At 64.0% G+C, this 25,815-nt stretch carries 23 protein-coding genes; 17 read left to right on the top strand and 6 right to left on the bottom strand.

What is annotated here, in order from left to right; genetic code table 11:
- Window positions 1-28: 28 nt before the first annotated feature.
- Together I6F24_RS27525 and I6F24_RS27520 are read left to right on the top strand one after the other, a co-directional pair.
- Complete coding sequence (locus I6F24_RS27525; RefSeq protein ID WP_035999454.1) at window positions 29-652, top strand: response regulator; 624 nt, start codon at window positions 29-31, stop codon at window positions 650-652.
- 169 nt (window positions 653-821) lie between these two features.
- Window positions 822-1,190: a response regulator gene (locus I6F24_RS27520; RefSeq protein ID WP_036027989.1), complete on the top strand. Its 369-nt coding sequence runs from the start codon at window positions 822-824 to the stop codon at window positions 1,188-1,190.
- 14 nt (window positions 1,191-1,204) lie between these two features.
- On the opposite strand, the gene I6F24_RS27515 is transcribed toward I6F24_RS27520, so the two are convergent.
- The 3 genes from I6F24_RS27515 to I6F24_RS27505 are packed head-to-tail and all read right to left on the bottom strand — an operon-like array spanning window position 1,205 to window position 4,397.
- Window positions 1,205-1,789 carry an invasion associated locus B family protein gene (locus I6F24_RS27515; protein ID WP_036027990.1) on the bottom strand — a complete coding sequence of 195 codons (585 nt, stop codon included), beginning with the start codon at window positions 1,787-1,789 and terminating at the stop codon, window positions 1,205-1,207.
- A gap of 23 nt (window positions 1,790-1,812) precedes the next feature.
- On the bottom strand, window positions 1,813-2,697 hold the full coding sequence (locus I6F24_RS27510; RefSeq protein ID WP_036027991.1) for a dienelactone hydrolase family protein: 885 nt from the start codon (window positions 2,695-2,697) through the stop codon (window positions 1,813-1,815).
- Window positions 2,698-2,708: 11 nt separating this feature from the next.
- Window positions 2,709-4,397 (bottom strand): transporter, encoded by a 1,689-nt coding sequence (locus tag I6F24_RS27505; protein ID WP_225149659.1) that lies wholly within the window; start codon window positions 4,395-4,397, stop codon window positions 2,709-2,711.
- A gap of 132 nt (window positions 4,398-4,529) precedes the next feature.
- On the opposite strand from I6F24_RS27505, the gene I6F24_RS27500 reads away from it, so the two are divergent.
- The 4 genes from I6F24_RS27500 to I6F24_RS27485 all read left to right on the top strand — a co-directional run bounded on the left by I6F24_RS27500 (window position 4,530) and on the right by I6F24_RS27485 (window position 10,312).
- Window positions 4,530-5,210, top strand: coding sequence for a YoaK family protein (locus tag I6F24_RS27500; protein ID WP_225149750.1), 681 nt, complete (start codon window positions 4,530-4,532; stop codon window positions 5,208-5,210).
- 174 nt (window positions 5,211-5,384) lie between these two features.
- A complete protein-coding gene (locus I6F24_RS27495) occupies window positions 5,385-8,138 on the top strand; it encodes a decarboxylase (protein WP_225149660.1) in 2,754 nt (917 codons plus the stop codon).
- A gap of 17 nt (window positions 8,139-8,155) precedes the next feature.
- Window positions 8,156-9,856 (top strand): transporter, encoded by a 1,701-nt coding sequence (locus tag I6F24_RS27490; protein ID WP_035999441.1) that lies wholly within the window; start codon window positions 8,156-8,158, stop codon window positions 9,854-9,856.
- A 15-nt stretch (window positions 9,857-9,871) separates the two neighbouring features.
- Window positions 9,872-10,312: a hypothetical protein gene (locus tag I6F24_RS27485; RefSeq protein WP_035999439.1), complete on the top strand. Its 441-nt coding sequence runs from the start codon at window positions 9,872-9,874 to the stop codon at window positions 10,310-10,312.
- A gap of 148 nt (window positions 10,313-10,460) precedes the next feature.
- Here I6F24_RS27485 and ppk2 read toward each other — a convergent pair whose 3' ends face one another.
- On the bottom strand, window positions 10,461-11,261 hold the full coding sequence (gene ppk2, locus I6F24_RS27480; protein WP_109143802.1) for a polyphosphate kinase 2: 801 nt from the start codon (window positions 11,259-11,261) through the stop codon (window positions 10,461-10,463).
- A gap of 17 nt (window positions 11,262-11,278) precedes the next feature.
- On the bottom strand, window positions 11,279-11,731 hold the full coding sequence (locus I6F24_RS27475) for a hypothetical protein (protein WP_035999435.1): 453 nt from the start codon (window positions 11,729-11,731) through the stop codon (window positions 11,279-11,281).
- A gap of 164 nt (window positions 11,732-11,895) precedes the next feature.
- On the opposite strand from I6F24_RS27475, the gene I6F24_RS27470 reads away from it, so the two are divergent.
- The 7 genes from I6F24_RS27470 to I6F24_RS27440 all read left to right on the top strand — a co-directional run bounded on the left by I6F24_RS27470 (window position 11,896) and on the right by I6F24_RS27440 (window position 19,888).
- A complete protein-coding gene (locus tag I6F24_RS27470) occupies window positions 11,896-12,321 on the top strand; it encodes a hypothetical protein (RefSeq protein WP_035999432.1) in 426 nt (141 codons plus the stop codon).
- Window positions 12,314-13,549 carry an HlyD family secretion protein gene (locus I6F24_RS27465; RefSeq protein WP_109143801.1) on the top strand — a complete coding sequence of 412 codons (1,236 nt, stop codon included), beginning with the start codon at window positions 12,314-12,316 and terminating at the stop codon, window positions 13,547-13,549. The genes I6F24_RS27470 and I6F24_RS27465 overlap by 8 nt, the downstream gene beginning before the upstream one ends.
- 218 nt (window positions 13,550-13,767) lie before the next feature.
- Complete coding sequence (locus tag I6F24_RS27460; RefSeq protein ID WP_225149661.1) at window positions 13,768-15,660, top strand: ATP-binding protein; 1,893 nt, start codon at window positions 13,768-13,770, stop codon at window positions 15,658-15,660.
- Between the two features lie 110 nt (window positions 15,661-15,770).
- The gene (locus tag I6F24_RS27455) at window positions 15,771-16,733 is read left to right on the top strand and encodes an ABC transporter substrate-binding protein (protein ID WP_225149662.1); all 963 of its coding nucleotides are present in this window, start codon (window positions 15,771-15,773) and stop codon (window positions 16,731-16,733) included.
- 113 nt (window positions 16,734-16,846) lie between these two features.
- The gene (locus I6F24_RS27450; protein ID WP_225149663.1) at window positions 16,847-18,532 is read left to right on the top strand and encodes a DUF3300 domain-containing protein; all 1,686 of its coding nucleotides are present in this window, start codon (window positions 16,847-16,849) and stop codon (window positions 18,530-18,532) included.
- Entirely contained in the window at window positions 18,529-19,446 is a 918-nt protein-coding gene (locus I6F24_RS27445; RefSeq protein ID WP_225149664.1) for a DUF2950 domain-containing protein, read from the top strand. The genes I6F24_RS27450 and I6F24_RS27445 overlap by 4 nt, the downstream gene beginning before the upstream one ends.
- 7 nt (window positions 19,447-19,453) lie before the next feature.
- Window positions 19,454-19,888 carry a hypothetical protein gene (locus tag I6F24_RS27440; protein ID WP_346656936.1) on the top strand — a complete coding sequence of 145 codons (435 nt, stop codon included), beginning with the start codon at window positions 19,454-19,456 and terminating at the stop codon, window positions 19,886-19,888.
- A gap of 21 nt (window positions 19,889-19,909) precedes the next feature.
- Here the strand turns inward: I6F24_RS27440 and I6F24_RS27435 are convergent, their stop codons facing one another.
- The gene (locus I6F24_RS27435) at window positions 19,910-20,428 is read right to left on the bottom strand and encodes a GNAT family N-acetyltransferase (RefSeq protein ID WP_225149666.1); all 519 of its coding nucleotides are present in this window, start codon (window positions 20,426-20,428) and stop codon (window positions 19,910-19,912) included.
- A 154-nt stretch (window positions 20,429-20,582) separates the two neighbouring features.
- On the opposite strand from I6F24_RS27435, the gene I6F24_RS27430 reads away from it, so the two are divergent.
- The 4 genes from I6F24_RS27430 to fabI are packed head-to-tail and all read left to right on the top strand — an operon-like array spanning window position 20,583 to window position 25,808.
- Window positions 20,583-22,811 (top strand): DUF3141 domain-containing protein, encoded by a 2,229-nt coding sequence (locus tag I6F24_RS27430; RefSeq protein ID WP_057029173.1) that lies wholly within the window; start codon window positions 20,583-20,585, stop codon window positions 22,809-22,811.
- 29 nt (window positions 22,812-22,840) lie between these two features.
- Complete coding sequence (locus tag I6F24_RS27425; protein WP_225149667.1) at window positions 22,841-23,803, top strand: phosphate acetyltransferase; 963 nt, start codon at window positions 22,841-22,843, stop codon at window positions 23,801-23,803.
- 5 nt (window positions 23,804-23,808) lie between these two features.
- Window positions 23,809-25,023, top strand: a complete 1,215-nt coding sequence (locus tag I6F24_RS27420; protein ID WP_109145805.1) for an acetate/propionate family kinase — start codon at window positions 23,809-23,811, stop codon at window positions 25,021-25,023.
- Window positions 25,020-25,808, top strand: coding sequence for an enoyl-ACP reductase FabI (gene fabI, locus I6F24_RS27415; RefSeq protein ID WP_036028003.1), 789 nt, complete (start codon window positions 25,020-25,022; stop codon window positions 25,806-25,808). The genes I6F24_RS27420 and fabI overlap by 4 nt, the downstream gene beginning before the upstream one ends.
- Window positions 25,809-25,815: the final 7 nt, after the last annotated feature.

Here is a 25,815-nt window from a genome sequence, read left to right as displayed (position 1 = left end):
CTCATTGAGTTGGGCGAGAGGTAGAAAGTTGCCAGGCCTTGTTCACGTCGTTGACGACGACGAGTCGTTTCGGACCGCGATCGAGCGCCGGCTAAAGCTCGCGGGATACGAGGTCGCGACCTACGCCTCGGCGCTGGAGCTCCTGGACTCGGCGCCGGATGACGGGCAGGCGGGATGTATCCTGCTCGACGTGCGGATTCCGGGCCTGAGCGGTCCCGACCTGCAGGCGCGGTTGGCTGCGGCGGGGTCGATGCTGCCCATCGTCTTCCTGACCGGTCATGCCGACACGCCGACGACCGTGCGCGCGATCAAGGCAGGTGCGGAAGACTTCCTGACCAAACCGATATCGTCCGAGCAGTTGCTCGATGCGATCGAGCGTGCGCTGGCCAGTCAGCGGACCGCACGCGCCCAGGCCAGCAGGCTGGATGCGTTTCGTGGTCATCTGGCCACGCTGACGCAGCGCGAGCGACAGGTGTTCGATCTGATCGTGCGCGGCCGGATCAACAAGCAGATCGCGCATGAGCTGGGCACCACCGAGCGCACCGTGAAGGCGCACCGCCATCAAGTGATGGAGAAGATGCAGGTTCGCTCGCTGGCGGAACTCGTTTCGATCGCAGAGCGTCTCGGAATGCTCGATCCGGACGAACGCTGACGGATCCGGAAAGAGCGAGGTTCCCTCGACGTGCCTGTCCCAAAGGACAATGCCAAGGCGTGTTGACAGTGCGCGACGCGCTATGTGCAATAATGCACATACGCACACGCGAGAGCGCGGAGCTGTCGTATCCGATATCCCACTGTCGTGTTCCGGAAAGGCAATCGCTTTGCTCCTGCGCGAGTCCGTCTTCGTTGTCGATGACGATCCGTCCATGCGTACCAGCATGGACAGGCTGCTGCGAGGATACGGCTTCGCCACAACCCTGTTCGACACGGGAGGGGCCTTGCTCGATCATGACAGGTTCCACACCGCGATCTGCATCATCCTCGACATCAATCTGGGTGCAAGGTCCGGCATCGAGGTGCGGCGAAGCCTGGCCGAGAAGGGCATTGCGGCACCGGTGATCTATGTCACCGGCAATGACAGCCCGGCAAACCGCTCGGCCGCGATTGCCTCGGGCTGCATCGCCTATCTCATCAAGCCCTTTGCGGCGCAGTCCTTGATCGAATCCGTCCAGCGCGCCCGCGCCTTGTAGCTCCGCGCCGGCCCTCATTCGTCGACATATTGCTCGAGTGTCCTGGTCGGCGCCCCCTTATGGGCGGAACCGAATTGCGCGAGCGGAATCGAAGTCGTCACGGCAAGAAGATTGGAGTCGACGAGTTCGAGCAGAAGCGTTTGACCGTTTTCCATCTCCGAGATGATTTTTGGCGTCACGACGTCCGCCGCGACGCATAAATTGGTGAGACACCAGGTATAAGGAATGCGGAACGCGGCGCCATGGTCGACGGCCAGTTTCGGTGCTTGCTGCAGGTACATTCCGACCGGCACGAAAAGTTGCAGGCGGGCGGTGGGCGCGTCCTCCCGCTCGATCAGATCAATGCGCACGGCTGTTTGCCCGGTCGCGAGCCGGCCAGTGATCGAGGTTCGACAGAGGGACGGCGCGCCGCCGGCCTTGAAGCACAATTTTTGCCAGCTGCCATAGCTGATGTCGCTGGCGTCGCGCTGGCCGCGTGTTGCGACCTCGGAGGACTTTTCCGCTTGCGCCGCCTTGAGCGAAGCGACAGCCAAGACCGTCGCGACTCCGGCGGCTGCAACCATCAGGAGACCAGAGAGACAATCAAAAGCACGGGCCATCGCTGCAACTCCGAGATCCGGACTCAGTTCTGCGCGTCGAGAAACTTCGCCACCAACGGCGACCAGAGCGGAACCGCGTCCGGCGAACCGAGGAGGAAATGTCCCTCGTTGCCGAACGGGGGCATCAGGTGATATTCGGCCCGGCCGCCGGCGCCGATGAAGGCAGCGTGCATGCGCTTCGATAGGTCGGGACCGAAATACGTGTCATTCCCGGTGTAGATCCACAGCATCGGCACGCGCGATGTACGGCCGAAATCGGCGGTGGCCTCGACCAGTCGGTCGGGCGCGCAATTGTTGTTCGGCTTGCCGTCGACGCGTCCGCCGCGGCCTCCGGCAAAGACGATGATGGCCTTCACCTGTGGCGGGTTCACGCTCGAAAGGGCGATCGAGGCCCAGCCGCCGGCAGACTGGCCGACCACGATCACGTCCTTCGGGATGATCCGCTTCTCGGCGGCCAGATAGTCAATGATCCAGAGATCGACCTGGGCGACCGCGAGGCCGGCATCACGGAAATTGGGATTGGCGCACTTCCCGATTTTCGAGAAGAACGGGCCGAACATTCCGCGTTCGGGGATGTCGATTGCCTGCGCGCCATAACCGCTGCCCACCGGGGCCACCACGAGATAGCCGCGCCTCGCAAACCATTTGGCGGCGTCGCGAAATTCGACCAGAGGGAAAAGGCTGCGCTGGGTCGCGTCGAGCGAGACACCGTGATTCATGATGACGAGCGGGAACGGACCGTCGCCGACCGGGCGCACCAGATAGGCGAACATCGGCAGCGGCAGGGGCAGCGCCCAGATTTCCTCCTGGATGCGGACCTCGTCCGCGGCGTGCGTGGGCGATGCGGCCACGAAAACGCTGAGCAAGGTGATCGCGAAAAAATGGAGCAATGCAGGTCCGCGTCGCATCCGGGCCTCCCTCAACCTGAATAGGTTGCGGCCACGACGATCGGGCCGAGCACCGTGAGGACGACATTGCCGACCGCGTAGGGGACGGCGACGCCGAGCACCGGCGTCTGGCTCTCGGCAACGTCGCAGGCGCCGGTGACGGCGGCATCGACCGTCATGGCGCCGGCGAGCGCACCGCAGGTCACGACCGGATTCATGCGCAGCAGATAATAGGCAACCAGCGTTCCCACCGTCATCGGGACCAGCGTGACGACGATGCCCATGCCGACCAGCAACAGACCGTGCGCCTGGATCGCCGACCAGGCGGCAAGGCCGTTGCCGAGTCCGATCGCCGCGATGAAGCCGCCGAGGCCGATGTCGCTCAGGGTCTGCTGCGCCGCGGGCGGCATTGCGCCGATGCCCGGCCTGCGCGAACGCAACCAACCGCAGACGAGCCCGGCGATCAGCGCGCCGCCGCCGCCACCGAGTGTCAATGCGACAGTGCCGATTTTGAAGCTGGCAAGGCCGGCCAGAAGACCCACTGCGATGCCCGCAGCGAGAAAGGCGATGTCGGTGCGGTCGCTCGTATTCAGAGCGTGTCCCACTGGCGCCGTTGCCCGCGCGATATTGCCGGTGCTGCCGACCAGCGTCATGACGTCGCCGAGATAGACGCGCGTATCGGGACCGAGCGGCACTTCCCGCCCCATGCGCGTCAGCGCACGCAGGAATACACCGCGTGCATTGTCGCCGAGCCGGTCAACGATTTCGCGCAGTGAGCGGCCGTGCAGCTGGCGGTTCTCAACGAGCACTTCGATCACATTGCCGGGCAGGTTGCGCAGCAGTTCCCCCGCGTCGATCTCGGCCCCGAGGATCGGCTTGGCCGCGACGATCGCGGCGGTCGGACCGGCGATGACGATGTCGTCGCCGGCCTCGAGCACGGTATCCTGCTGCGGCTTGATGTCGGCCCCGCTGCGCACGATCCGCTCTACGACCGTGCGGCCGCCGATCTCCGCCTCGATGGCACCGATGGTACGACCAGCGCCGGCCGAGACGCGATAGGCGCGGGCCTGGAATTTGCGATATGACAGGTTTTCCGTCTTTGGCGGCGTACCGCCCGCGAGCTCCGCCTCGAGCTTTTTCGCCTCCGCCTTCAGATCGATCCGCATCAGCCGCGGCGCGACGAATGGCACGAACAGGAGCGTCAGGATGTAGCCGAGCACGTAGGTCACCGCATAGCCCGCCGCGATGCTGGCTTCCTGCTGCTTCAGCACGTCGCTCGGCAGGCCGAGCTGCGCCAGCGCGCCGGATGCGGTGCCGATCACCGAGGATTGCGTCAGCGCTCCTGCCGTCAGTCCTGCCGCTGTCCCCGTATCCAACGTGAAGACACGCGCGAAGATGAGCACGAGCGCGAGCCCCGTGGCGCCGATCACCAACGCCAGCACGACCTGTGCCAAGGTCCGCACGCTCAGCGAGGCGAAGAATTCCGGTCCAGAACGGTAACCGATCGTAAAGACGAACAGGCTGAACAGGATCGCCCGGAGGATCGGCGGGAACGTGAAGCTCCCGAGTTGTCCGATCAGCACGGCGACGATCAGGATGCAGGCGGTGGTTCCGATCGAGAAGCCGCGAATCCTGATGCGGCCGAGGATGGTGCCGATCGCGATCGCGAGCAGCAGGAAAATTTCCGGTGCGGTGGCGATGATCCACCTGACGGTTTCCATGGCATTCCCCCGGCGCTTTGGAGCGATTTGATTGGCGGCGGCCGGATGTTGCTTGATCCAGATCAAGCCTTCGCGGCGACGTGGCGGCGGCTATGACGCGATGGAATGTTCGCGAAAGCCCATATTGCCGTCATGAGTACCCTGAACGTCACAACCGGTGCGATCCGCCGCGACGAGACAGTCGAGATCGTCCTGCTGCTCGCCTTTGTCGGCGGCTATATCGACGCCTATACCTGGATCATCCACGGCGTGTTGGCGAATGCCCAGACCGCCAACCTGATCTTCCTGTGGGTTCACGCGATGGCGGGCAACTGGGCGAAGGCGCTGCACTTCGTGCCGCCAATCCTGGCGTTCGCGGTCGGCATCGTGCTCGCAGCCTGGCTGCGCCGCGCAACGGGCGAGCGGGCCAGCGCGGTCAGTACGTTGATCGAGATCCTGCTGTTGATAGCGATCGGCATCTTGCACAATAGGTTGCCCGATTTGGCTGGAACGCTCGGTATTTCCGCCGTGGCAGCGATGCAGGCCGCAATGTTCGTCAAGGTCGAAGGCACAGTGTGCAGCACGGTGATGATCACCAGCAACATGCGTCAGGCCATCGAGAACGTCTTCGCAGTCGCAGCAGGCGGCGCACCACTCGGAACGCTGCGCCGCTCGGGCATTTTCATCGCGTTGTGCGTCGTGTTCGGCTTCGGTGCCGCCGCCGGAGCCTTTGCAACCAAGAGCGTCCCCGATCTCGCGCTGGGCCTGCCGGTCGTCGCGCTGTTGATCGTGCTGCTGCGCTGCGAAGCGCTACGTTCGCAGAAGGGGAGATGAGCGCGCCAATAATCAGGTGAGCGTCGCACAACGAACGGCCTGATCTTTTCGTGTTGCGCTGCGAACGGCACGGCGTCGGCCCGCAGAATGCACGCGACCGTTGACTTGGATCAATGGAGCGAGCCGCGCCGCACCCACGATCCCGCATCACCTTTAGAGGATCGGGAGAGAGAGATGTCCAAAGACGCCAAGCCCGCACAGAAGCGTATCGACCAGTTCTTTTCCGGCCCGGGCGCGCGGGCAGACGACTGGCGCGACCTTGTGGAAGCAGCAAAGACCTGGGCGCGCGTCGGCAATCGCACAGCCTATGACGCGGCGTTGGCCGATCTTTCGATCATCGAAGAATTTCACGGCTATCCCGGTCCGCACCTCATGGCGGCGCTGCGGGAAGCAGCAGTCGCCGGCGACGGTGCATCATCGTTCGCCCTTGCGACGAGAATTGCCCAGGCACTGGCGACCCGATCCTTCCGCCAACATGCCGGTGACTGGAGCCCCAAGGACGACGGCAACGGCGATGCGCCCGAGCTGGCGCCGCCGGCCTTTGGCGCGCACAGCGCGCGCAGGCCGTATTTCGAAACCCTGATCGTCACCGGCGTATCTTCCAGCCAATGGCCGGCGCTGGCCGCGGAATGGCGCAAGCTGCGGCGCCCGATCGACGCGTTCATCTATGAACCTGTGATCGTCGGCAGCCTGGAGGACGCTTTCTGTGCGACGATGCTCAATCCGAACATCGGAGCCGTCATCATCAACGAGGGCTTTGGCCTGCGTTCGCGGCACGATGCACCGGTGTTGCGCTCGATCATGGCCTCGGCCGGTCTCAACGACGAAACCGACGCTTCGGCGCTGCGGCTCGCCCAGATCATCAAGCGCGTCAGGCCCGAGCTCGACCTTTACATGATCTCGAACCGCGACGTGGAGGAGCTCGCCGGCAATCCCGAGGCGGATGTGGTCCGTCGCATCTTCTATTCCGTTGAAGAGCTGCTGGAACTCCACCTATCGATCCTCGAAGGCATCCAAGATCGCTACGACACGCCGTTCTTCGACAATCTCAAGAAATACGCCCAGCGTCCGATCGGCACCTTCCACGCGCTGCCGATCGCCCGCGGCAAGTCGATCTTCAAGTCCGACTGGATCCGGGACATGGGCGAGTTCTACGGCCCGAACCTGTTCCTGGCCGAGAGCAGCGCCACCACCGGCGGTCTCGACAGCATGCTGGAGCCGACCGGCAACATCAAGAAGGCGCAGGAGAAGGCGGCGAGGGCGCTCGGCGCCGACCGCGTCTTCTTTGTTACCAACGGCACATCGACGTCCAACAAGATGGCGGTGCAGGCGCTGCTCGCGCCCGGCGACATCGCGATTGTCGACCGCAATTGCCACAAGTCGCATCACTACGGCATGGTGCTGGCCGGTGCGCAGCCGCTCTACGTCGAAGCCTTCCCGATGACGGAATATTCGATGTACGGCGCGGTGCCGCTGAAGACCATCAAGCAGGCGCTGCTGGGCGCCAAGGCCGATGGCCGGCTCGACCGCGTCAAGATGGTCGACCTCACCAACTGCACGTTCGACGGCCATATCTACAACACGCGGCGGGTGATGGAGGAATGCCTCGCCATCAAGCCCGATCTGATCTTCCTGTGGGATGAAGCCTGGTTCGGCTTCGCGCGTTTCTCGCCATTCCTGCGCCGCCGCACCGGACTTGGCGCGGCCAACGAGATCGAGGCATGGATGCGCGATCCCAAGTCGGTCGCGGCCTATGAGAAGCAGCAGGCCGAGCTCGGCAAGAACCCGTCCGACGAGGTGCTGCTCAAGACCCGGCTGATCCCGGACCCCCGACAGATCCGGCTGCGCGTCTACCAGACCAACTCGACCCACAAGTCGATGTCGGCGATCCGCCAGGGCTCGATGCTCTCGGTCAAGGACGTCGAATTCCACACCGTGGAGCAGCAGTTCAAGGAAGCGGTGTTCACCCACGCCTCGACAAGTCCGAACCAGCAGCTGATCGCGAGCCTTGACATCTCACGGCGGCAGATGGAGCTGGAGGGCTATGGCCTCGTCGCCAATGCGATCGAGATCGCGTTCGCGATCCGCCAGGCGGTCAACAACAACCCGCTGATCTCGAAATATTTCCGCATCCTCGGTGCCGACGCCATGGTGCCGGCGCAGTACCGCCAGAGCGGCTTCACCGACTTCCTCGCCCCCGGCGTCAACTGGGCGAACACGCTGAAGAGCCTGGACGAGGACGAGTTCTGCCTCGACCCGACCCGCATGACGCTGGTATGCGGCACGGCCGGCTATGACGGCACGCAGTTCAAGGGCATTCTTGCCAACGAGTACAACATCCAGGTCAACAAGACCTCCCGCAACTCGGTGCTGGTCCAATCCAACATCAACAACACTCGCAGCGACGTCGCGCATCTCGTTCGCGTGCTCGCCGAGATCGCGGGCGAGATCGACCGCGGCCTGGCCCAGGGCGGTGCCAATGCGCGAAAGACCTTCGAGGCACGGGTGACGAGCCTCATGAAGGACGTGCCCGATCTGCCGAACTTCTCGCATTTCCACCCGAGCTTCCGCGGCGATGCTGGCACCAAGACCAACGAGGGCGACATCCGCAGCGGCTTCTACGCGGCCTATGACGTCGCCGGCTGCGAGCACATCCGCCTCAACGATCCCGAGATCGACCGGCGGCTGAAGGCCGGGCCCGAGCTCGTCTCGGCCAACTTCGTGATCCCGTATCCGCCGGGCTTCCCGATCATGGTGCCCGGCCAGGTCATCACCCAGGAGACGATCGACTTCATGCGCAAGCTCGATGTGAAGGAGATCCACGGCTACGACGCCAAGGAAGGGCTGAAACTCGTACGGACGGAAGCCTTGGCCAAGCTCGGCAGGCCAAAGCCCAGCGCGCAGCCGAAGCTCAAGGCCGCGTCATAGGTCGGGAGGGGACGAACATGCAGGCATTTTTCCAGTTCTTGCAACAGTACCCGTATCTGCTGCTGTTTTTCGTGGTCGGTCTCGCCGTCTATATCGGCCGAGCCAGCATCAAGGGTTATGGCCTCGGCATGGTCGCCGGTGCCATCGTGGTCGGCGCGGGCATCTCGGTCTGGGCATCCAGCTATGGCGTGAAGCTGGAGTTGAACAACTTCGCCAAGAGCCTGTTCTACTATCTCTTCATGTACGGCGTCGGCCTGCGCGTAGGTCCGTCCTTCGTCAACAGCCTGCGGGGCGACGGGATCAAATTCTTGTTCCTCGCGGTGGTGTCGAGTGTGATCGGCCTGACCCTCGTCGTGCTTGGGGCGAAGCTCTTCGCATTGCCGCCCGGTGCGGCTGGCGGAATGCTGGCGGGATCGCAGACCATGTCGGCGGCGATCGGCTCGGCCGAGCAGGCCGTCACGTCGGGAGTCGTGAAACTGCCTGCCGGGATGAAGCCCGAGGATGCCTCCGGCATGATCGCTTTGTCCTACGGTATTACCTACATTTGGGGCACCGTCGGCATCATCCTGATCTGCAAATACCTGCCGCGCTGGTGGGGCGTCGATGCCAAGGCCGCCGCCAAGAAGTATGAGCAGGAGTTCGGCGTCAAAGATCTCGAAGGCGGCGCCCTGACCGGCTACCGTCAGTTCGGTCTGCGGGCCTACCGGCTGGAGAATCCTGCGACGATCGGGATGAGCATCGCTAAATTCCGCACGGTCAATCCCGAGTACCGTATCGTCAATGTCGGGCGCAATGGTGAGCCGCAGGGGGCTGATCCCGAGCTCGTGCTGCAGAAGGGCGATATCGTCGCGCTGGGCGGATCGACCGAGCATCTGACTGAGAAGATGGGCCTGATTGGTCCGGAGGTCGCCGATGCCAAGACGCTCGGTATACCCATGGACCAGGCGGAAATCGTCGTCTTCAACAAGGACGTCGTCGGGCGGACCTTCGAGTCCTTCCGCGACACGGCCATCGCCGGCCAGCTGCAGGTGACCAAGGTCGAGCGGGGCGGGGTGCAGATCCCGGCCGGTCTCAAGACCAAGCTGGAGCGCATGGACATCGTCTCGGTGGTCGGCCTGAAGTCGGCGGTCAACGAGCTCGGCGAGATGTGGGGCCGCATCGCGCGCGCCAACACCTCGACCGACTTGCTGACCCTGTCGGTCGGCATGATCATCGGCTTCCTCATCGGCATGATCGAATTCCCCGCCTTCGGTGCCAAGGTCGGTCTCGGCAATGCCGGCGGGCTGTTGCTGTCCGGCGTGATCGTGTCCTCGGTCGTGTCGCGGCTGCGCTTCTTCGGCAATACGCCGAACGCGGCGCGAAACGTGCTCGAGGATCTCGGCCTCGTTGTGTTCGTCGCGATCGTCGGGGTCAATGCCGGCGCCGGCCTGTTGGCTCAGCTCACCGGCGCGCTCGCGCTCAAGATCTTCATCGTCGGCTTCATCGCGTGCACGATCCCGCCGTTCATCGTCTGGGCGATCGGCTTCCACGTCTTCAAGATCAATCCGGCGGTGCTGATGGGCGGCGTTGCCGGCGCGCGGTCGCATTCCGGCCCGTGCCGCGAGGCCGCGGTCGAGATCCAGAGCTCCGTGCCCTGGATCGGATTCCCGGTCGGCTATGCCGTCTCGGGCATCCTTCTCACCATCTTCGGCTACTTCGCGATGATCCTGGCTCAATAAGGGGAAGAAAACGTCATGAGAAAACTGTCCTTCGGCGCCGTCCTGGTCGCTTCGCTCGCCGCTGTTGCCGGCTTTAGCACGTCCGCGCGTGCCGACACCGGCCAGGTCGCGGTCGTCTTCACCAAGGGTGGCTTCATCGTCGGCGCCGGTGGCGGTGAGGGCGTTCTGGTCTACCGGGGCAAGAAATACCCATTCACGGTGTCTGGCATGAGCGTGGGCCTCACCATCGGAGCGTCGACCACGAAGTTCGTCGGCCGCGCGCTCAATCTAAAGGGGCCGGCGTCGATCGAAGGCTCTTATGCCGTGGGAGGAGCGGGTGGGGCAATCGCCGCAGGTGCCGGCGCCGTTCAGTTGCAAAACAGCAATGGCGTGATCCTCCAGCTCAGCGGCCCACGGGTCGGCGCGGAAGTATCGGCTGCAGTCGGTGGCGTCACGATCCGCCTGAAATCGAGTTGAAGGGGTTGTATGGCCATTGAGCGATCGACGGCAGCGTCGGGCCCCTAGGGCATGATCCGGAAAAGTGTGTAGAACATGCTCAAACAACAACCTAAAGCGCGATGACGATTCATTCCAATCGCATCGCGCTTTAGCGGCCTGACGCTGCTCAATAGCGCTGCGCGACGAAACTCATTTTCTTGAGGCTGGCCTGGTCGTTGTAGCGTCCCTTGTCGGAGCGCTTCGGCAGTTTGATCTTGTCCTTCTTGATGCGCTTGAAGGGGATGGCGCCGAGAAGGTGCGCGATGCAGTTGAGCCGCGCCCTTCGTTTGTCGTCAGAGCGGACGATGTTCCAGGGCGCATCCTTCGTGCTGGTCTTCTTCAGCATCAGGTCGCGCGCGCGCGAATAATCGTACCAGCGACGGAAGGATTCCAGGTCCATCGGACTGAGCTTCCACTGTCGGACCGGGTCGTCGATGCGGGCCTTGAAACGGCGCTCCTGCTCGTCCATGCCGACCTCGAGCCAGATCTTGATCAGGATGATGCCGCCGTCGATGACGTATTTCTCCATCTGCGGGCACAGGTTGAGGAAACGCTCGTGCTCGGCGGGGGTGCAGAAGCCCATGACGTACTCGACACCGGCGCGGTTGTACCAGCTCCGGTCGAAGATCACGATCTCGCCGCCGGCCGGAAATCGCTCCATGTAGCGCTGGAAGAACAATTGTGTCTTCTCGCGGTCGGACGGCGCGGGCAGGGCGACGACCCGGAACACGCGCGGACTGACCTTCTCGGTGATCGCCTTGATCGTGCCGCCCTTGCCGGCGGCGTCCCGACCCTCGAACAGGACGATGACCCGGAGCTTGTTTTCCCGCACGTAGTCCTGGAGATGGCACAGCTCGACCTGGAGCTTCTCGAGCTCCTTCTCGTAATCCTTCCGCTTCATCCGCTCCGCAGGGCCGTCCTTCGCCATGCCGATCCCACCTGTTGCTAATCGTCCCAGGAAATGGTCACGCCGATGTCGCCGGGCACGCCGCCCGGAAAATCGATGATCTGATAGGCGATGCGATAGCCGCGCGGTTTCAGGTAATCGGTCCAGAGCTGGAAGATCTCCTTGGGAATTCCGGTCAGGGTGTTCTCCCAGCCCTTCTCCATCTGATTGATGGCGCGGCCCTTGTCCGTGCAGAGCGAGTTGGGGAAGCGATAGACCAGCACTTCCGTGAGGCCGTTGCGCACCGCGCGCTGGATCACGGTCGAGGCGAGCTTGATCTTCTCCTCCTCGGTCTTGCCCGAGGGCTTGCTCAAGCGCTCGATCAAGGCGCGCTTCTCCGCCTCGGCCGCGGCGGCAAGGCGCACATATTCCTCCGCCTTTTCGGCTTCCTTGAGGGCGGCTTCCTTACGAATCTGGGCTGCGCTGGGGATGAGATCGTCTAGGCCGGGCATGGCGGGCGGCTCCTGATGGTTGTCCAATCAGCATGCGGCTGACGCTAGGGTTGGCCCTGACGTGTTCCCTTGACTCAAATCAAACAAACGCGAACATACCCGAACACAGTGCCGCCCATGGACGTTTTGACCGGGAGAGACGTTTGAGCGAGCAGCTTCATCCGATGGCACCGCATCATCTGCCGTTTTATCTCGCACCGGGGAGCGGGACCGATACGCTGATGGTGGTGATGGGCGTATTCCTGATTGGGGCCGTGCTCTGGGTCGGCACGCTCTACTGGAAACTGCACAGCCTGCCCGAGCGGATGGCGCACAAAACGCATAAACTGCAGTTCGAGTTAGTCGCCGTGCTCGGCCTGATCTCGCTGTTCACGCACATGCACATCTTCTGGATCGCCGGACTGCTCCTCGCAATGATCGATCTTCCGGATTTCGGCACGCCGCTGCGCAGCATTGCCGGGTCCGTCGAGAAGATCGCCGACGCGACGCCGGCCTCCGATGCGGAGGAAGTCCAGGCTGAGGCGGCCGTCGCACCGCCCCCCGCGGACAAGCCGGGACCCGCCAAGGAGAAGGAGCGCAGTCATGCTTGAGCTGCTGATCTGCTCCCTCGTCACGATCCTTCCGGACTACCTGTACCGCCGCTACGCCCAGGGCAAGCGCTTCGGGAAGGAAATCACCTTCTTCTCGGTCTGGTACGAGCTGCGCTGGGGCATCACCGCCTGCCTGATGCTGACGGTGTCGCTCATCACCATGATCTTCTACTTCCATCCGGCGACATCGTCGGCGACGCTGTACTTCCGCACCGTGCCAATTCTGCCCGAAGGCTCGGGCCGTGTTGCCGAGGTCAAAGTCGGCTTCACCGCGCCCGTCAAACAGGGCGATGTGCTGTTCACGCTCGATAGCTCGAAGCAAAAGGCTGCGGTCGAGACCGCCAAGCGGAAGGTGGCAGAAGTCGATGCCGCCATGCAGACGGCGCAGGCCGACGTGGTCAAGGCCGAGGCGCAGCTCGGCGAAGCGAGGGCCAACTACCAGCAGGCCAAAGACGAGCTCGAGGTCAAGTCCGAGCTCCAGCGCCGCAATCCCGGCATCGTTCCGCAGCGTGACATCGACAAGCTCCAGGTGCTGGTCGATCAGCGACAGTCTGGCATCGACGCCGCGACCGCGGTGAAGCAGTCGGCGTCCTTGCAGGTCTCGGTTCTGCTGCCGGCCCAGAAGGCCAGCGCCGAAGCCACGCTCGATCAGGCTCAGGTCGATCTCGACAAGACCTATGTGCGTGCCGGTGTCGACGGGCGCGTCGAGCAGTTCCTGGTTCGCCCCGGCGATGTCGTCAACCAGCTGATGCGCCCCGCCGGTGTTCTCGTTCCGGAGGGTGCGGGCCGCAAGGCGCTCCAGGCCGGTTTCGGCCAGATTGAGGCGCAGGTCATGAAGACCGGCATGGTGGCGGAAGCGACCTGCATATCCAAGCCGTGGGTGATCATTCCCATGGTGATCACGACGGTGCAGGACTACATCGCGGCCGGGCAGTTTCGCACCGGCGAGCAGCTCATCGATCCGCAGAATGCCGTCCGTCCCGGCACGATCCTGGTTTTCCTGGAGCCGCTCTACAAGGGCGGTCTCGACGGTGTCACGCCGGGCTCGAGCTGCATCGTCAACGCCTACACCAGCAATCACGAGGAGATTTCGGCCAAGGACACCTCGACCAGCCGGAAGATCGCGCTGCACGTCGTCGACGGTGTCGGCCTCGTGCACGCGCTGCTGCTGCGGATCCAGGCGCTGTTGCTGCCGATCCAGACGCTCGTGCTGAGCGGCGGGCATTGAACGAGAGAAGAGGACGGACGAGACGTGGTCTCCGAAAGTCGTCCTCGCCTGCCATTTCGGCCGCCGGCGCCTATTATGCGCCGTCCTGCGCGCAACTGGTGGACGCCTATGGCCGCGTCGTCACGCGCTGCTCAGGCCCGCGTCGGGGGCTGTCCGTATGGTGCGATTCCAGCTAGAATTGCCTGGAAAGCAGCTGGCCGTAAGCTGCGAGGTGCAGCATGAGCGGGGGCGCGTGCAAAGACCGGGTGAAGCCACGGCTCGCTGCCGCGCTCCTCTGTCTCGGCCTGCTCGTGGCCGAGTGCCTGTTTGCTGGGCAAGCCGGTGCGGTCGAGCGGAGCCGGCGCGGAGAGCTTAAGCGCGTGCTGTTGCTGCATTCCTTCGGCCGCGAGTTTCGGCCATGGAGCGAGTATGCGCGCGACATCAAGGCCGAGCTCGAGCGGCAATCGCCCTGGCCACTGGATATCCAGGAGCACGCGCTGCTCACCGCGCGCTTCAACAATCCGGGTCCCGAGGCGCCCTTCGTCGAGTATCTGCACTCGCTGTACCAGGGGGCGACGCCCGACATCGTCGTGAGCATCGGCGCGCCCGCCGCCCGATTTGCGCAGAAATACCGCGCTCGGCTGTTCCCCGATGCGCCGCTGATCTTGACCGCAGTCGAGCATCGACTGATCGATCGCGCCAATCTCGGCGACAACGATGTCGTCGTGGCTGTCCGCAACGATTTCGTCGCGGCCTTCGACAACATTCTTCAGGTCCTGCCCGATACAAAATCGGTTGCGATCGTGGTCGGAGCTTCGCCGCTCGAGAGGTTTTGGACGGAGGAGCTGAAGCGGGAGCTGAAACCTTTTGCGGAGCGGATCGAACTCGTTTGGTACTCGGATTTGTCGTTCGAGGAGATCCTGAAGCGCTCATCGAAGCTCCCGTCTCACACCGCGCTGTTCTGGGGGCTGATGTCCGTCGATGCGGCCGGGGTGGTCTATGAGAGCGACTGGGCGCTGCGCAGCCTGCATGCCGTCGCGAACGCCCCGATCTTCTCCTACCAGGAGCCGTTCTTCGGCGAGAGCACGGTCGGGGGACCGATGCACTTGATTGGGGAAACGACGTCGCGGACCGTCAGCGCCGCGATCGGCATTCTCGGCGGCGCGAAACCGGCGAGCATCAATTATGAGCCGATCGCCTTCGCCGCGCCGCGTTACGACTGGCGGGAGCTGCAGCGCTGGGACATCAGCGAGAGTCGCCTGCCCAAGGGAAGCACCATCCTGTTTCGCGAGCCGAGTATCTGGCAGCGCTATCACTGGCAGATGCTGATGATCTCGGCTGTGTTCCTGGTCCAGACCGGACTCATCAGCGGGCTCCTGCACGAGCGTCGCCGGCGCCGCGTCGCCGAAGTCGAATCGCGTCAGCGGCTGGCGGAACTCGCCCACGTCAACCGCTACTCGGCAGTTGGCGAGCTGACCACATCGATCGCACATGAACTGAACCAGCCACTCGGATCGATTCTGACCAATGCGGAGACTGCAGAGCTCATGCTCAGGGCCGCTCAGCCCGACCTTGTCGAGATTCAGCAGATCCTCGCCGACATCAGAAGGGACGACCAACGGGCGAGCGAGGTGATCCGTAGGCTGCGCAGCGTTCTGAAAAAGACCCCGTTTGAGGTCAAGCACATCGAGCTCAACGATACAGTGCGCGAAGCAATCGATCTGGTGAAGGCCCTCGCTCAGGGACGCCGGATCACGTTGAGCTATTTGCCGGCCCTGGCCGGCCTTCACGTCAAGGGAGATCCGGTCCAGCTTCAGCAGGTCATTCTCAACCTGATCATCAACGCGATGGATGCGATTTCCGATGCGGAGGCCGGAAAGCGGGAGGTCAGCGTCGCGACCCAGCTTGCCGGCAATCAGGCCGAAATCAGGATCGCCGACACCGGGCCCGGAATACCCGCCTCCGATCTCGCAAACCTGTTTGATCCGTTCTTCACGACCAAACCGCAAGGCATGGGCATGGGCCTTGCAATCGCCAGAACCATCGTCGAGGCCCATCACGGCACGATCGCTGCTGCGAACCAGCCCGCGGGCGGCGCACTGTTCACGATCAGGCTTCCGACCGCTCGCTGAGCGGGCGGTATCTTGATCTTGATCAAACATCACGGCGCTGAAGCCGTTCTCTCTCGATCGCATGACGAGTACGACAGGCGAGCGTGAGGCGTATGAGACGTCGTGACTTCATGACGCTGGTTGGTGCTGCTGCTGCGTTGCCGGTCCTGGCGAACGCCCAGGACCGAATGCCCGCCGTCGGCGTGCTGACGGGCAATGTCGCTCGTGATCCCGGCGCGCAAATGCGCGTGGATGCCTTTCAGCAGGGTCTCACCGATCGAGGCTGGATCGCCAACCAGAACTACCGCCTGGAGGTGCGCTGGCCGGGCCCCGATCCGGCGCGCCAGAAGTTGGAGGCGCTCGAGCTCGTCGCCGCGGCGCCGGACGTGCTGCTCTCGACCAGTACCGGATCAACACGGGCGCTGCGCGATGCAACGCAACGAATTCCGATCGTCTTCGTGGGGCTTTCCGATCCGGTAGGGACGGGGCTTGTCGCCAATCTGGCCAGGCCGGCCGGAAATCTGACCGGCTTTTCGCTCTATGAGCATTCGATGAGCGGGAAGTGGCTCGGCCTTTTGAAGGACATGGTGCCGGGAATGAGCCATGCGGCCCTGCTGTTCAATCCGGAATCGGCACCCTACGGACCGTTCTATGTTCAAGCGGCGCACCAGATCGAAAGCCGTCTCGGCCTCAAGATCGCCGGTGCGAGCGTTCGCAGCGGTCCGGAGATGGCGGGAGCGATCGAGACGGCGGCGCGCACAGGCGGCGGCCTCGTCGTGCTGCCGGATGGCGGCTTCTTCGGAACCCACAGCGCGATGGCCATTGCATTGCTGGCGCAGCGGCGCGTGCCCGCCATCTTCGCAGTCCGTTTCTACGCGTCGAATGGCGGGCTGATGTCGTATGGTGCAGATCTGACCCAGCAATTTCGTGATGGCGCCGGCTATGTCGACCGCCTCCTGCGCGGTGCCGATATCAGCACTCTCCCGGTGCAATTTGCCACCAGGTTTGAGTTCGTCATCAATATGAAGACGGCCAGGGCGCTCGGCCTGACGGTCCCGAGCCGGCTTCTGCTGGATGCCGAGCTGATCGAATGATAATCCGATCTTGCGCTGCGGCAGCCCCGACTGCCTCGTTTCGTTGATCTCGATCAACAAACGCCTGCGCCCCGGCTTGATCCTCCCGCACTCGAAGTCCCAGGGAGGATGTGATGTTTCGTTGCGGCAAGACCCTGATGGCGCTGGCGCTGTTGATGGCAACTTCGGTCGCCGCAATGGCGCAGACCCCAACGACGCCTGCAGCCCCGGCGCCGCAGGCGCAGCCTGCCAGCCCGCCCGCACCGGCGGCCGAGCTCCTGAAGCCCGAGCAGCTCGAGGCCCTCGTCGCGCCGATCGCGCTTTATCCGGACGAGTTGCTCGCCAATGTACTGGCCGCCTCGACCTATCCGCTGGAGGTGGTGCAGGCCGACCGCTGGCTGAAGGAGCGCAAGAGCCTGAAGGGCGATGCGCTGAAGACGGAAGTGGAAAAGCAGGGCTGGGACGACAGCGTCAAGGCGCTGGCCAGCACCGCCGATGTCCTCGCGATGATGAGCGAGCAGCTCGACTGGACCAAGAAGCTGGGCGATGCCTTCCTCGCCCAGCAGCCCGACGTAATGGACGCGATCCAGCGTCTGCGCAACAAGGCCTATGACAACAAGAAGCTGGTGACGACCAAGCAGCAGAAGGTCAGCGTCCAGTCTCAGGAAGGCAAGCAGGTCGTCGTGATCCAGCAGGCCGATCCCGCGGCGATGTACGTGCCGTATTACGACCCGGCGACGGTCTACGGCAGCTGGCCCTATGCGGAGTATCCGCCCTATTATTGGGGCTACCCGTCTTATATCGGCGCCGGCGTGGTCGCCGCCGGCATCGCGTTCGGCACGGCCTGGGCGATCGGACGCTGGGGCAATTACTGGGGCGGCGGCTGCAACTGGGGCAACCGCAACGTCTATGTCAACCATCGCACCACGAATATCGGCAATGGCTGGCAGCACAATCCGGCGCATCGCGGCGGTGTGCGCTACAACAACAGCAATGTTCAGCAGCGCTTCGGCAACAACAATCTGAAGGCCGGCGTGTCGGACCGGATGGATTTCCGCGGCCGCGACGGCAACCAGGTGCTGCGCCCCGACCAGGGTGCCGGGGACCGGGCGGGAGATCGTGCGGGTGATCGCGGCGGTCCAGGAGATCGCGCAGGAGATCGCGCAGGGGATCGCGCCGGCAATCGTGGCGACCGTCCGGGCGCGGGCGATCGCCCCAGCGCAGGGACGCGCGACCGGCCTGGCGGCGGCGATCGTGCCGGTGCCGGTGATCGTGCCAAAGGTGCGACCAAGGGCGGTGGCGATCGCGCCAAGGCTGCGAACCGCGCCGGCGGCGGTGCGGCCAATCGTGGCGGCGGCAATCGTGGCGGGGCCATGAACGTTTCCTCCGGCCGCTCGGCTGCCGCGGCATCCGCGCGCGGCCGCGCCAGCATGGCGAGCATGCCGCGCGGTGGCGGCGGCGGACCAAGCTTTGCCGGCCGCGGCGGCGGTGGCGGAATGGCGATGCGCGGCGGCGGCGGAGGCGGCTTCCGTGGCGGCGGCGGCGGTGGTCGGCGTTCCGACGCAGCGCTGAAGCATGATGTCGTCCTGCTCGGTCATCTCTCGAACGGCCTCGGCTATTATCGCTTCAGCTACGTTGGCAGCGACAAGGCCTATGTCGGCGTGATGGCGCAGGAGGTCGAGCAGGTGATGCCCGCTGCCGTGACCCGCGGCAGCGACGGCTATCTGCGCGTCCATTACGAAAAACTCGGGCTGGCGTTCCGCACCTATCGCGACTGGCTCGCCGGCGGCGCGAAAATTCCTGCGGAGGTGATGCCATGACCGGCCTGAAATCGTTTAGCCGTGCGCTGATGCCCGGCGTCCTCGCGCTCGCGCTGCTCGGGTCGGCCTCTCTCGCACAGGAATCCTACAAGACACCGGAAGAGGCCGCGTCTGCGCTTGCCGCCGCGGTCAAGAGCGGCCCGAAAGACATCTTGAAAGTGCTCGGCAGGAATGCAGAGGACATCGTGTCGTCCGGCGACGAGGTTGCCGACAACGACATTCGAGCGCGCTTCACCGCGATGTACGACGCCAAGCACGGCATCAAGGCGGAGGGCAACAAGACCGCCACCTTGATGCTCGGGCCGGACGATTTTCCGTTTCCAATTCCGCTGGTCAACACCAGGACGGGTTGGGCGTTCGACACCGACGAGGGACGCATTGAGGTGCTGCGCCGTCGCATCGGCCGCAACGAGCTCGACGCGATCCAGACCGCGCTCGCCTTCGTCGACGCGCAAAACGAATATGCGGAAAAGGACCGCGGCGAGGGCGTCGGCGTCTACGCGCAGCGCATCTCCTCCTCGCCCGGCAAGAAGGACGGCCTGTTCTGGCGCGACGACAGCGACCCGAGCCCGCTCGGCGCGCTCGCGGCCGAAGCAACGAAGGAGGGCTATCGCGGCGGTGATGTCGGGCCGACGCCCTATCACGGCTATTACTTCCGGATTCTCAAAGCGCAGGGGCGGGATGCGCGCGGCGGTGCGCTCAACTACGTCGTCAAGGGCAAGATGATCGGCGGCTTCGCCCTGATCGCCTGGCCCGCGGAATACGGCAATTCGGGCGTCATGACCTTCCTGGTCAATCATGACGGCGTCGTCTACCAGAAGGATCTCGGCAAGCGCACCGAGTTCATCGCCCAGCGCACCACGTTGTTCAATCCCGATGAAACCTGGAAGAAAGTCGATGCCGCAAAACCCTGAGCCGCGCATGCGCGCATTTCGCCTGGTCGCGCTGCTCCTGCTCGCGCTCGGGCTGACCCTGCCGGCGGCGCCGTCCTTCGCGCAGGCCACCGGTCAGGTCAGAGTGAAGATCGTCAAGGCGGGATTCCTGGCCGGCGGTGGCGTGGGCAGCGGCGTGTTGACGTACCGGGGCAAGACCTACCCCTTCAACGTCAGCGGCGTGAGCCTGGGCATCACGGTCGGTGCAACGGTCGGCCGCCTCGACGGCTGGGCATCCGGTATCCGGGAGGTCAGTGACTTCGCCGGCAACTACAGCTCCGTCGGCGGCGGCTTTGCGCTGGTCGGCGGCGCCAATGGTGTGCACCTGCGCAATGAAAAGGGCGTCACGATGGTGCTGCAAGGCCCGAAGGCGGGACTCGAGCTGGCGGCCAATATCAGTCGGATCACGATCGCTTTGAGGTGAGGCTCAAGCCGGGCGCGCGGATCAAAGCGTGGGCGACAGGTGCACCGTTCTCGGATCGTCACTCCGCGCGAGCTTGAAGCCCGCCTTCGCGAACACGCTGCGCATGGGCATGTTGTCGGACAGAACCTCGGCTGTGAGCTCTCTTACGCCTTGTTCGCGCGCGATCTCTGTCAGGTGCCTCAGCAATAAGGAGCCCACCCCGCGACCTTGCCAGGCATCCACCACGACGAAGGCCATCTCGGCCCGACCGGGCTCGACGATGACGTACCGGCCGCCGCCGATAATGGCGTATCGACCCTGTTCCTCGGCGAGAGCGGCCAGCGCAACGTGATTGCTGAAATCCACGTCCATGAAGAAGGCACGCTCCTTCTCCGAGAAATGCCGTTTCAAAACGAAGAACCGGTTCTGCAGCGACTGCGGTCCGGTACGCGCGACGGCGGCGAGCATGTCCGCCTCGTCGCTGGCGCGAAGCGCGCGGACCTGGATCGGGGTGCTGTCCTTCAGCACGGTTTGCACGCTGTAAGTTGCAGGTTGGGACATTACCGATGTCGCTCTTTCAAAACCGCCCGGCCGGGTCTCATGCCCTATAATGCAGGATAGACGCCTCCGAAGCGTGCAGATCATCTTGACCTAGATCAACGTTCGTCCTCGCTCCAAGCCGTCAATTGGCCGAGGCGACGGAGAGGTCGAGAACATGTCCATGCACAAGATGCAAATTCCGGGCGGTCCCATGTCGGGGCTGGTCGCCTCGGCAGTCGAATACCTCGTCGATGCGGGACAGCGCAGTATCCTGTTCCTGGATATCATGCGCCGGCGCGGGGACCAGTACAGGGAGCACCTCGCGCAAACCGCCCCGCATGTTCTGCAATATGCGGCGGAGTTGATCATCGACGGGCGCCAGCTCGCCGAGCCCGTCAATTACGCGCTGGTGCGCATCGTTCCGCCCGCCAACGTCGAGATCGACATGAACCGGCGGCCGTTCGTCGTGGTCGATCCGCGTGCGGGCCACGGCCCCGGCATCGGCGGCTTCAAGGCCGACAGCGAGATCGGGGTGGCGATGAAAGCAGGCCATCCCTGCTACTTCATCGGATTCCTGCCGGACCCGATGCCCGGTCAGACCATCGAGCGCATCGCGCGTGCCGAAGCCATCTTCATCGAAAAGGTCATGAGCCTTCACCCGGATGCCGACGGCAAGCCCTGCGTGATCGGCAATTGTCAGGCCGGATGGGCCGTCATGATCCTGGCCTCGCTGCGTCCCGAGCTATTCGGCCCGCTGATCATCGCCGGCGCGCCGCTGGCCTATTGGGCCGGCGTGCATGGAAAATATCCGATGCGCTACTCGGGCGGGCTCTTGGGCGGAAGCTGGTTGACGGCCCTGACCTCGGATCTCGGCGCCGGCAAGTTCGATGGTGCTTGGCTGGTGCAGAACTTCGAGAACCAGAACCCGTCGAATACGCTCTGGACCAAGCAATACAACGTCTATTCCAAGGTCGACACCGAGGCGGATCGTTATCTCGAATTCGAGCGTTGGTGGGGCGGCCACGTCAACCTGAACGCCGAGGAGATCCAATTCATCGTCGATGAGCTGTTCGTCGGCAACAACCTCGCGGCCGGCAACATCGAAATGTCCGATGGCCGGAAGGTCGACCTTCGCAACATCAGATCCCCTATCGTGGTGTTCTGCTCGGAGGGCGACAACATCACGCCGCCGCAGCAGGCGCTGCATTGGATCCTCGATTGCTATGCCGATGTCGATGAGATCAGGGCCTATGGCCAGACCATCGTCTACACCGTGCACCAGAACATCGGCCATCTCGGCATCTTCGTCTCCGGCGGCGTCGCCAAGAAGGAGCACGCGGAATTTTCCAGCAACATCGACCTCATCGACGTTCTGCCGCCCGGACTCTATGAAGCGACGTTCGAGGCGAAGGATGAGGAAACCGCAAGTTCGGATCTGGTCGTCGGCCAGTGGGTGATGCGCTGCGAAGCGCGGACGCTCGACGACATCCGCGCCATGGGCGGCAATTCGCCTGAGGACGAGCGACGCTTTGCCACCGCCAAACGAATCTCGGAAATCAACCTGGCGGCCTATCGAAAATTCGTCCAGCCATGGCTCAAGCGCATGGTGACGCCACAGATGGCCGAATGGGCTCACAACATGCATCCGCTGCGGCTGCAGTACGAGCTGTTCAGCAGCCAGAATCCTTTCATGGCGACGGTGAAATCATTGGCCGAGAAGGCCGCCGAGAAGCGCAAGCCGGTCGCTGCGGACAATCCGTTCCTGGCGTTCCAGGAGCAGATCTCGAAGCAGGTCGTTCACGCCCTCGACAGCTGGCGCGATTCACAGGAGGCGCTCAGCGAAGCGATGTTCCTCAGCGTCTACGGATCCCCGGCGCTCCAGGCGGCGGTCGGGATCGATCCGACGTCCACGCCGTCGCGTCGGCGTGAGATGTCCGCCGAGCATCGCACCATGCTCGAGAAGCGCATTGCCGAGCTGAAGTCGCGGATCGGTGAGGGCGGCCTCCGTGAAGCGGCGTTGCGCGCTTTGCTCTATGTCGGCTCGGCACGGGGGATGGTGGACGAACGCAGCATCGAGGCTCTGCGCCGGGTCCGCCGGGATCATGGCGGCGCACGCATGTCTCTTGCCGAGTTCAAGATGCTGGTACGCGAGCAGTTCTTCATGCTGCTGCTCGACCGGGAAGGGGCGCTCGCTGCAATCCCGAAATTGCTGCCTGACGACATGAACGTTCGCCGCGCAGCATTCGAGGCGATCGAGCAGGTGCTGTCGGCCAGTGCGGATGTCACCGGCGAGCGCGCCAACCGGCTGCGGCAGATCGCCGGCCTGTTTGGCCTCGACACCGCGGAAGGTGCCGAAAGGGCGTCGAACGTTGCCCCTTTCGATCCCAAGGCGAAGGCGTCGTAACGCGAGTTGCAAGGATCGGGAGCGACATCATGTCAGCAGATGCGACGGCCACGCAGTCTCCCAGCAAGTATGATCGCCTGATCGCGGCGGCCAGGGCAATCCCGCCGACGCCGACCGTCGTGGTGCATCCCTGCGATGAGACATCCTTGCGCGGCGCCGTCGACAGCGCGTCTGCCGGCATCATCCGGCCGCTCCTGGTCGGACCGGAGCGGAAGATCCGGGATACGGCTGGCACGTTCGGCCTGGACATCTCGGGTTATGAGATCGTGGATGCCGCGCACAGCGACGAAGCCGCGGCGAGGGGTGTCGAATTGATCCATGCCGCGCGCGGCGAACTGCTCATGAAGGGCAGCCTTCACACCGACGAGCTGATGCGAGCCGTCACGGGCAAAGTCGGGGGATTGCGCACCGATCGGCGCATCAGCCACGTTTTCGTCATGGATGTGCCGGCCTACGCCGAGACGATCTTCGTCACTGACGCCGCAATCAACATCTTCCCCGATCTGGACGCCAAGCGGGACATCATTCAGAACGCGATCGATCTCTACAATCAGGCGGGCTTCGGCAAGTCGCCGCGGGTGGCCATCCTTTCCGCGGTCGAAACCGTCACATCGAAGATTCCATCCACGATCGAGGCCGCGGCGCTCTGCAAAATGGCGGATCGCGGCCAGATCACGGGCGGCGTGATCGACGGGCCGCTGGCGTTCGACAACGCGATCGACCTCGAATCCGCGCGGATCAAGGGCATCAAGTCCGAGGTGGCCGGCCGTGCTCAGATCCTGGTCGTGCCCGACCTCGAAGCGGGCAACATGCTGGCCAAGAACCTCGCCTATTTCGCCAAGGCCGACGGCGCCGGCATTGTGCTCGGCGCGCGCGTCCCCGTCGTCCTGACCTCGCGTGCGGACAGCCCAAGAGCGCGGATGGCGTCCTGCGCAGTTGCTGCACTTTATGCTCACGCGCGGCGCCAGAAGGCGCCGACAGTCGCGGCGTGACCGCCATGGACAGCATCCTCGTCGTCAACGCCGGCTCATCGAGCGTCAAGTTCCAGGTCTTTGCGGTCGAGGGTGAGGGCGTTCTGCGCCGCCTGATCAAGGGGCAGGTGGACGGCATCGGCAGCCGTCCGCGCTTGCGGGCGAGCAGGGCAGGCAATGATCCCATGGCGGACCGGGCCTATCCGATCGAGGCCATTCCGGACGTGCCGGCGGCGATGCAAGTCGCGGGGGAATGGCTGCGGAACGAGGCGCGCATCCATCCATTGGCGGTCGGGCATCGCGTCGTCCATGGCGGGCCGGATCATGAGCGGCCAATTCTCGTCGATCATGGCGTGGTGGCACGGCTAGAACGCTTCGTCACGTTAGCGCCGCTGCATCAGCCGCACAATCTGGCGCCGATCCGCTCGATCCTGGCCAATTTCCCGACGATACCCCAGGTCGCGTGCTTCGACACCGCGTTTCACCGCACGCACGGTCCGCTGGCCGATCATTACGCCATCCCCTACCAGCTTCACGCCGAAGGTGTGCGACGCTACGGCTTTCACGGGCTCTCCTATGAGTACATCTCCAGGACCTTGCCCCAGATTGCGCCAGAGGTCGCAAAGCGCCGGGTGATTGTCGCCCATCTCGGCAGTGGCGCGTCGATGTGCGCGATGAAGAATGGGCTGAGCGTCGAGAGCACGATGGGATTCACCGCGCTCGATGGGCTGCCGATGGGCACGCGCCCGGGCCAGCTCGATCCGGGCGTCGTGCTGTACCTATTGTCCGAGAAGGGGATGACGCCGTCGAAGGTGCAGGATTTTCTCTATCGCGATTGCGGATTGAAGGGGCTTTCCGGGCTCAGCAACGACATGCGCGAGCTGGAGGCGAGCACGGATCCGCAAGCGAAGCTGGCGGTGGACTATTTCGTCTATCGCATCGGCCTCAACGCCGGAATGCTGGCGGCGGCGTTGCAGGGGATCGATGCCTTCGTCTTCACCGCCGGCATCGGCGAGAACTCGAGCGGCATCCGCGCGCGTGTGGCGGAGCAGCTCGGCTGGCTTGGCGTGGCACTCGACCCAGCCGAGAACACGCGCCATTCGCGGCTGATATCGGCAAAGACGAGTCTCGTTCCGGTCTACGTCGTCCCGACGGACGAGGAGCTCATGATTGCGCAGCACACGCTGACGCTGTTGATGAACGGCCAATCGCCCAACCCCAGACAAGAGAGGGTGTCATGATTCCAGTATTTCCGGACAGCAAGGTCGCTCTGAAGGGGAAGAAGGGCCTCGTCGTCGGCATCGCCAACGACCAGTCGATCGCCTGGGGTTGCGCCAGGGCGTTTCGCGCGCTCGGCGCCGACCTCGCCGTCACCTATCTGAACGACCGCGCCAAGAAGCACGTCGAGCCGCTGGCGCAGGCGCTCGAAGCGCCGATCTTCCTGCCGCTCGACGTCATGGTCGAAGGCCAGACCGAGGCGGTCTTCGAGCGGATCGAGTCGGAGTGGGGGCAGCTCGATTTCCTGCTTCATTCCATCGCCTTCTCGCCGAAGGAAGCACTGCACGGCCGCGTCGTCGATGTCGGCCGCGACGGCTTTCTGAAGACCATGGACGTCTCCTGCTGGTCCTTCCTGCGGATGGCACATCTGGCCGAACCCCTGATGAAGAACGGCGGCACGATGTTCACCATGACCTATTACGGCAGCCAGATGGTGGTGGAGAACTACAACATCATGGGCGTCGCCAAGGCGGCGCTCGAGGCCGCCGTTCGCTACGCCGCTGCCGAGCTCGGTCCGAAGGGCATCCGCGTGCACGCGATCTCGCCGGGACCGCTCGCGACCCGCGCAGCCTCCGGCATTCCGGAGTTCGACGAGCTGATGGACAAGGCGCAATCCAAGGCGCCCTCGCGCAGCCTCGTCAGCATCGACGATGTCGGCAATGCCACCGCGTTCCTGGCGCTCGACGGCGCCAAGCTGATCACCGGTGGTGTGCTCTATATCGACGGCGGCTATCACATCATCGATTGACCGGCGC

The organism is Bradyrhizobium sp. BRP23 (assembly GCF_020194135.1).
In the GTDB taxonomy this organism is placed as follows: domain Bacteria; phylum Pseudomonadota; class Alphaproteobacteria; order Rhizobiales; family Xanthobacteraceae; genus Bradyrhizobium; species Bradyrhizobium yuanmingense.
This window is presented reverse-complemented; position numbering and strand designations above follow the sequence as displayed.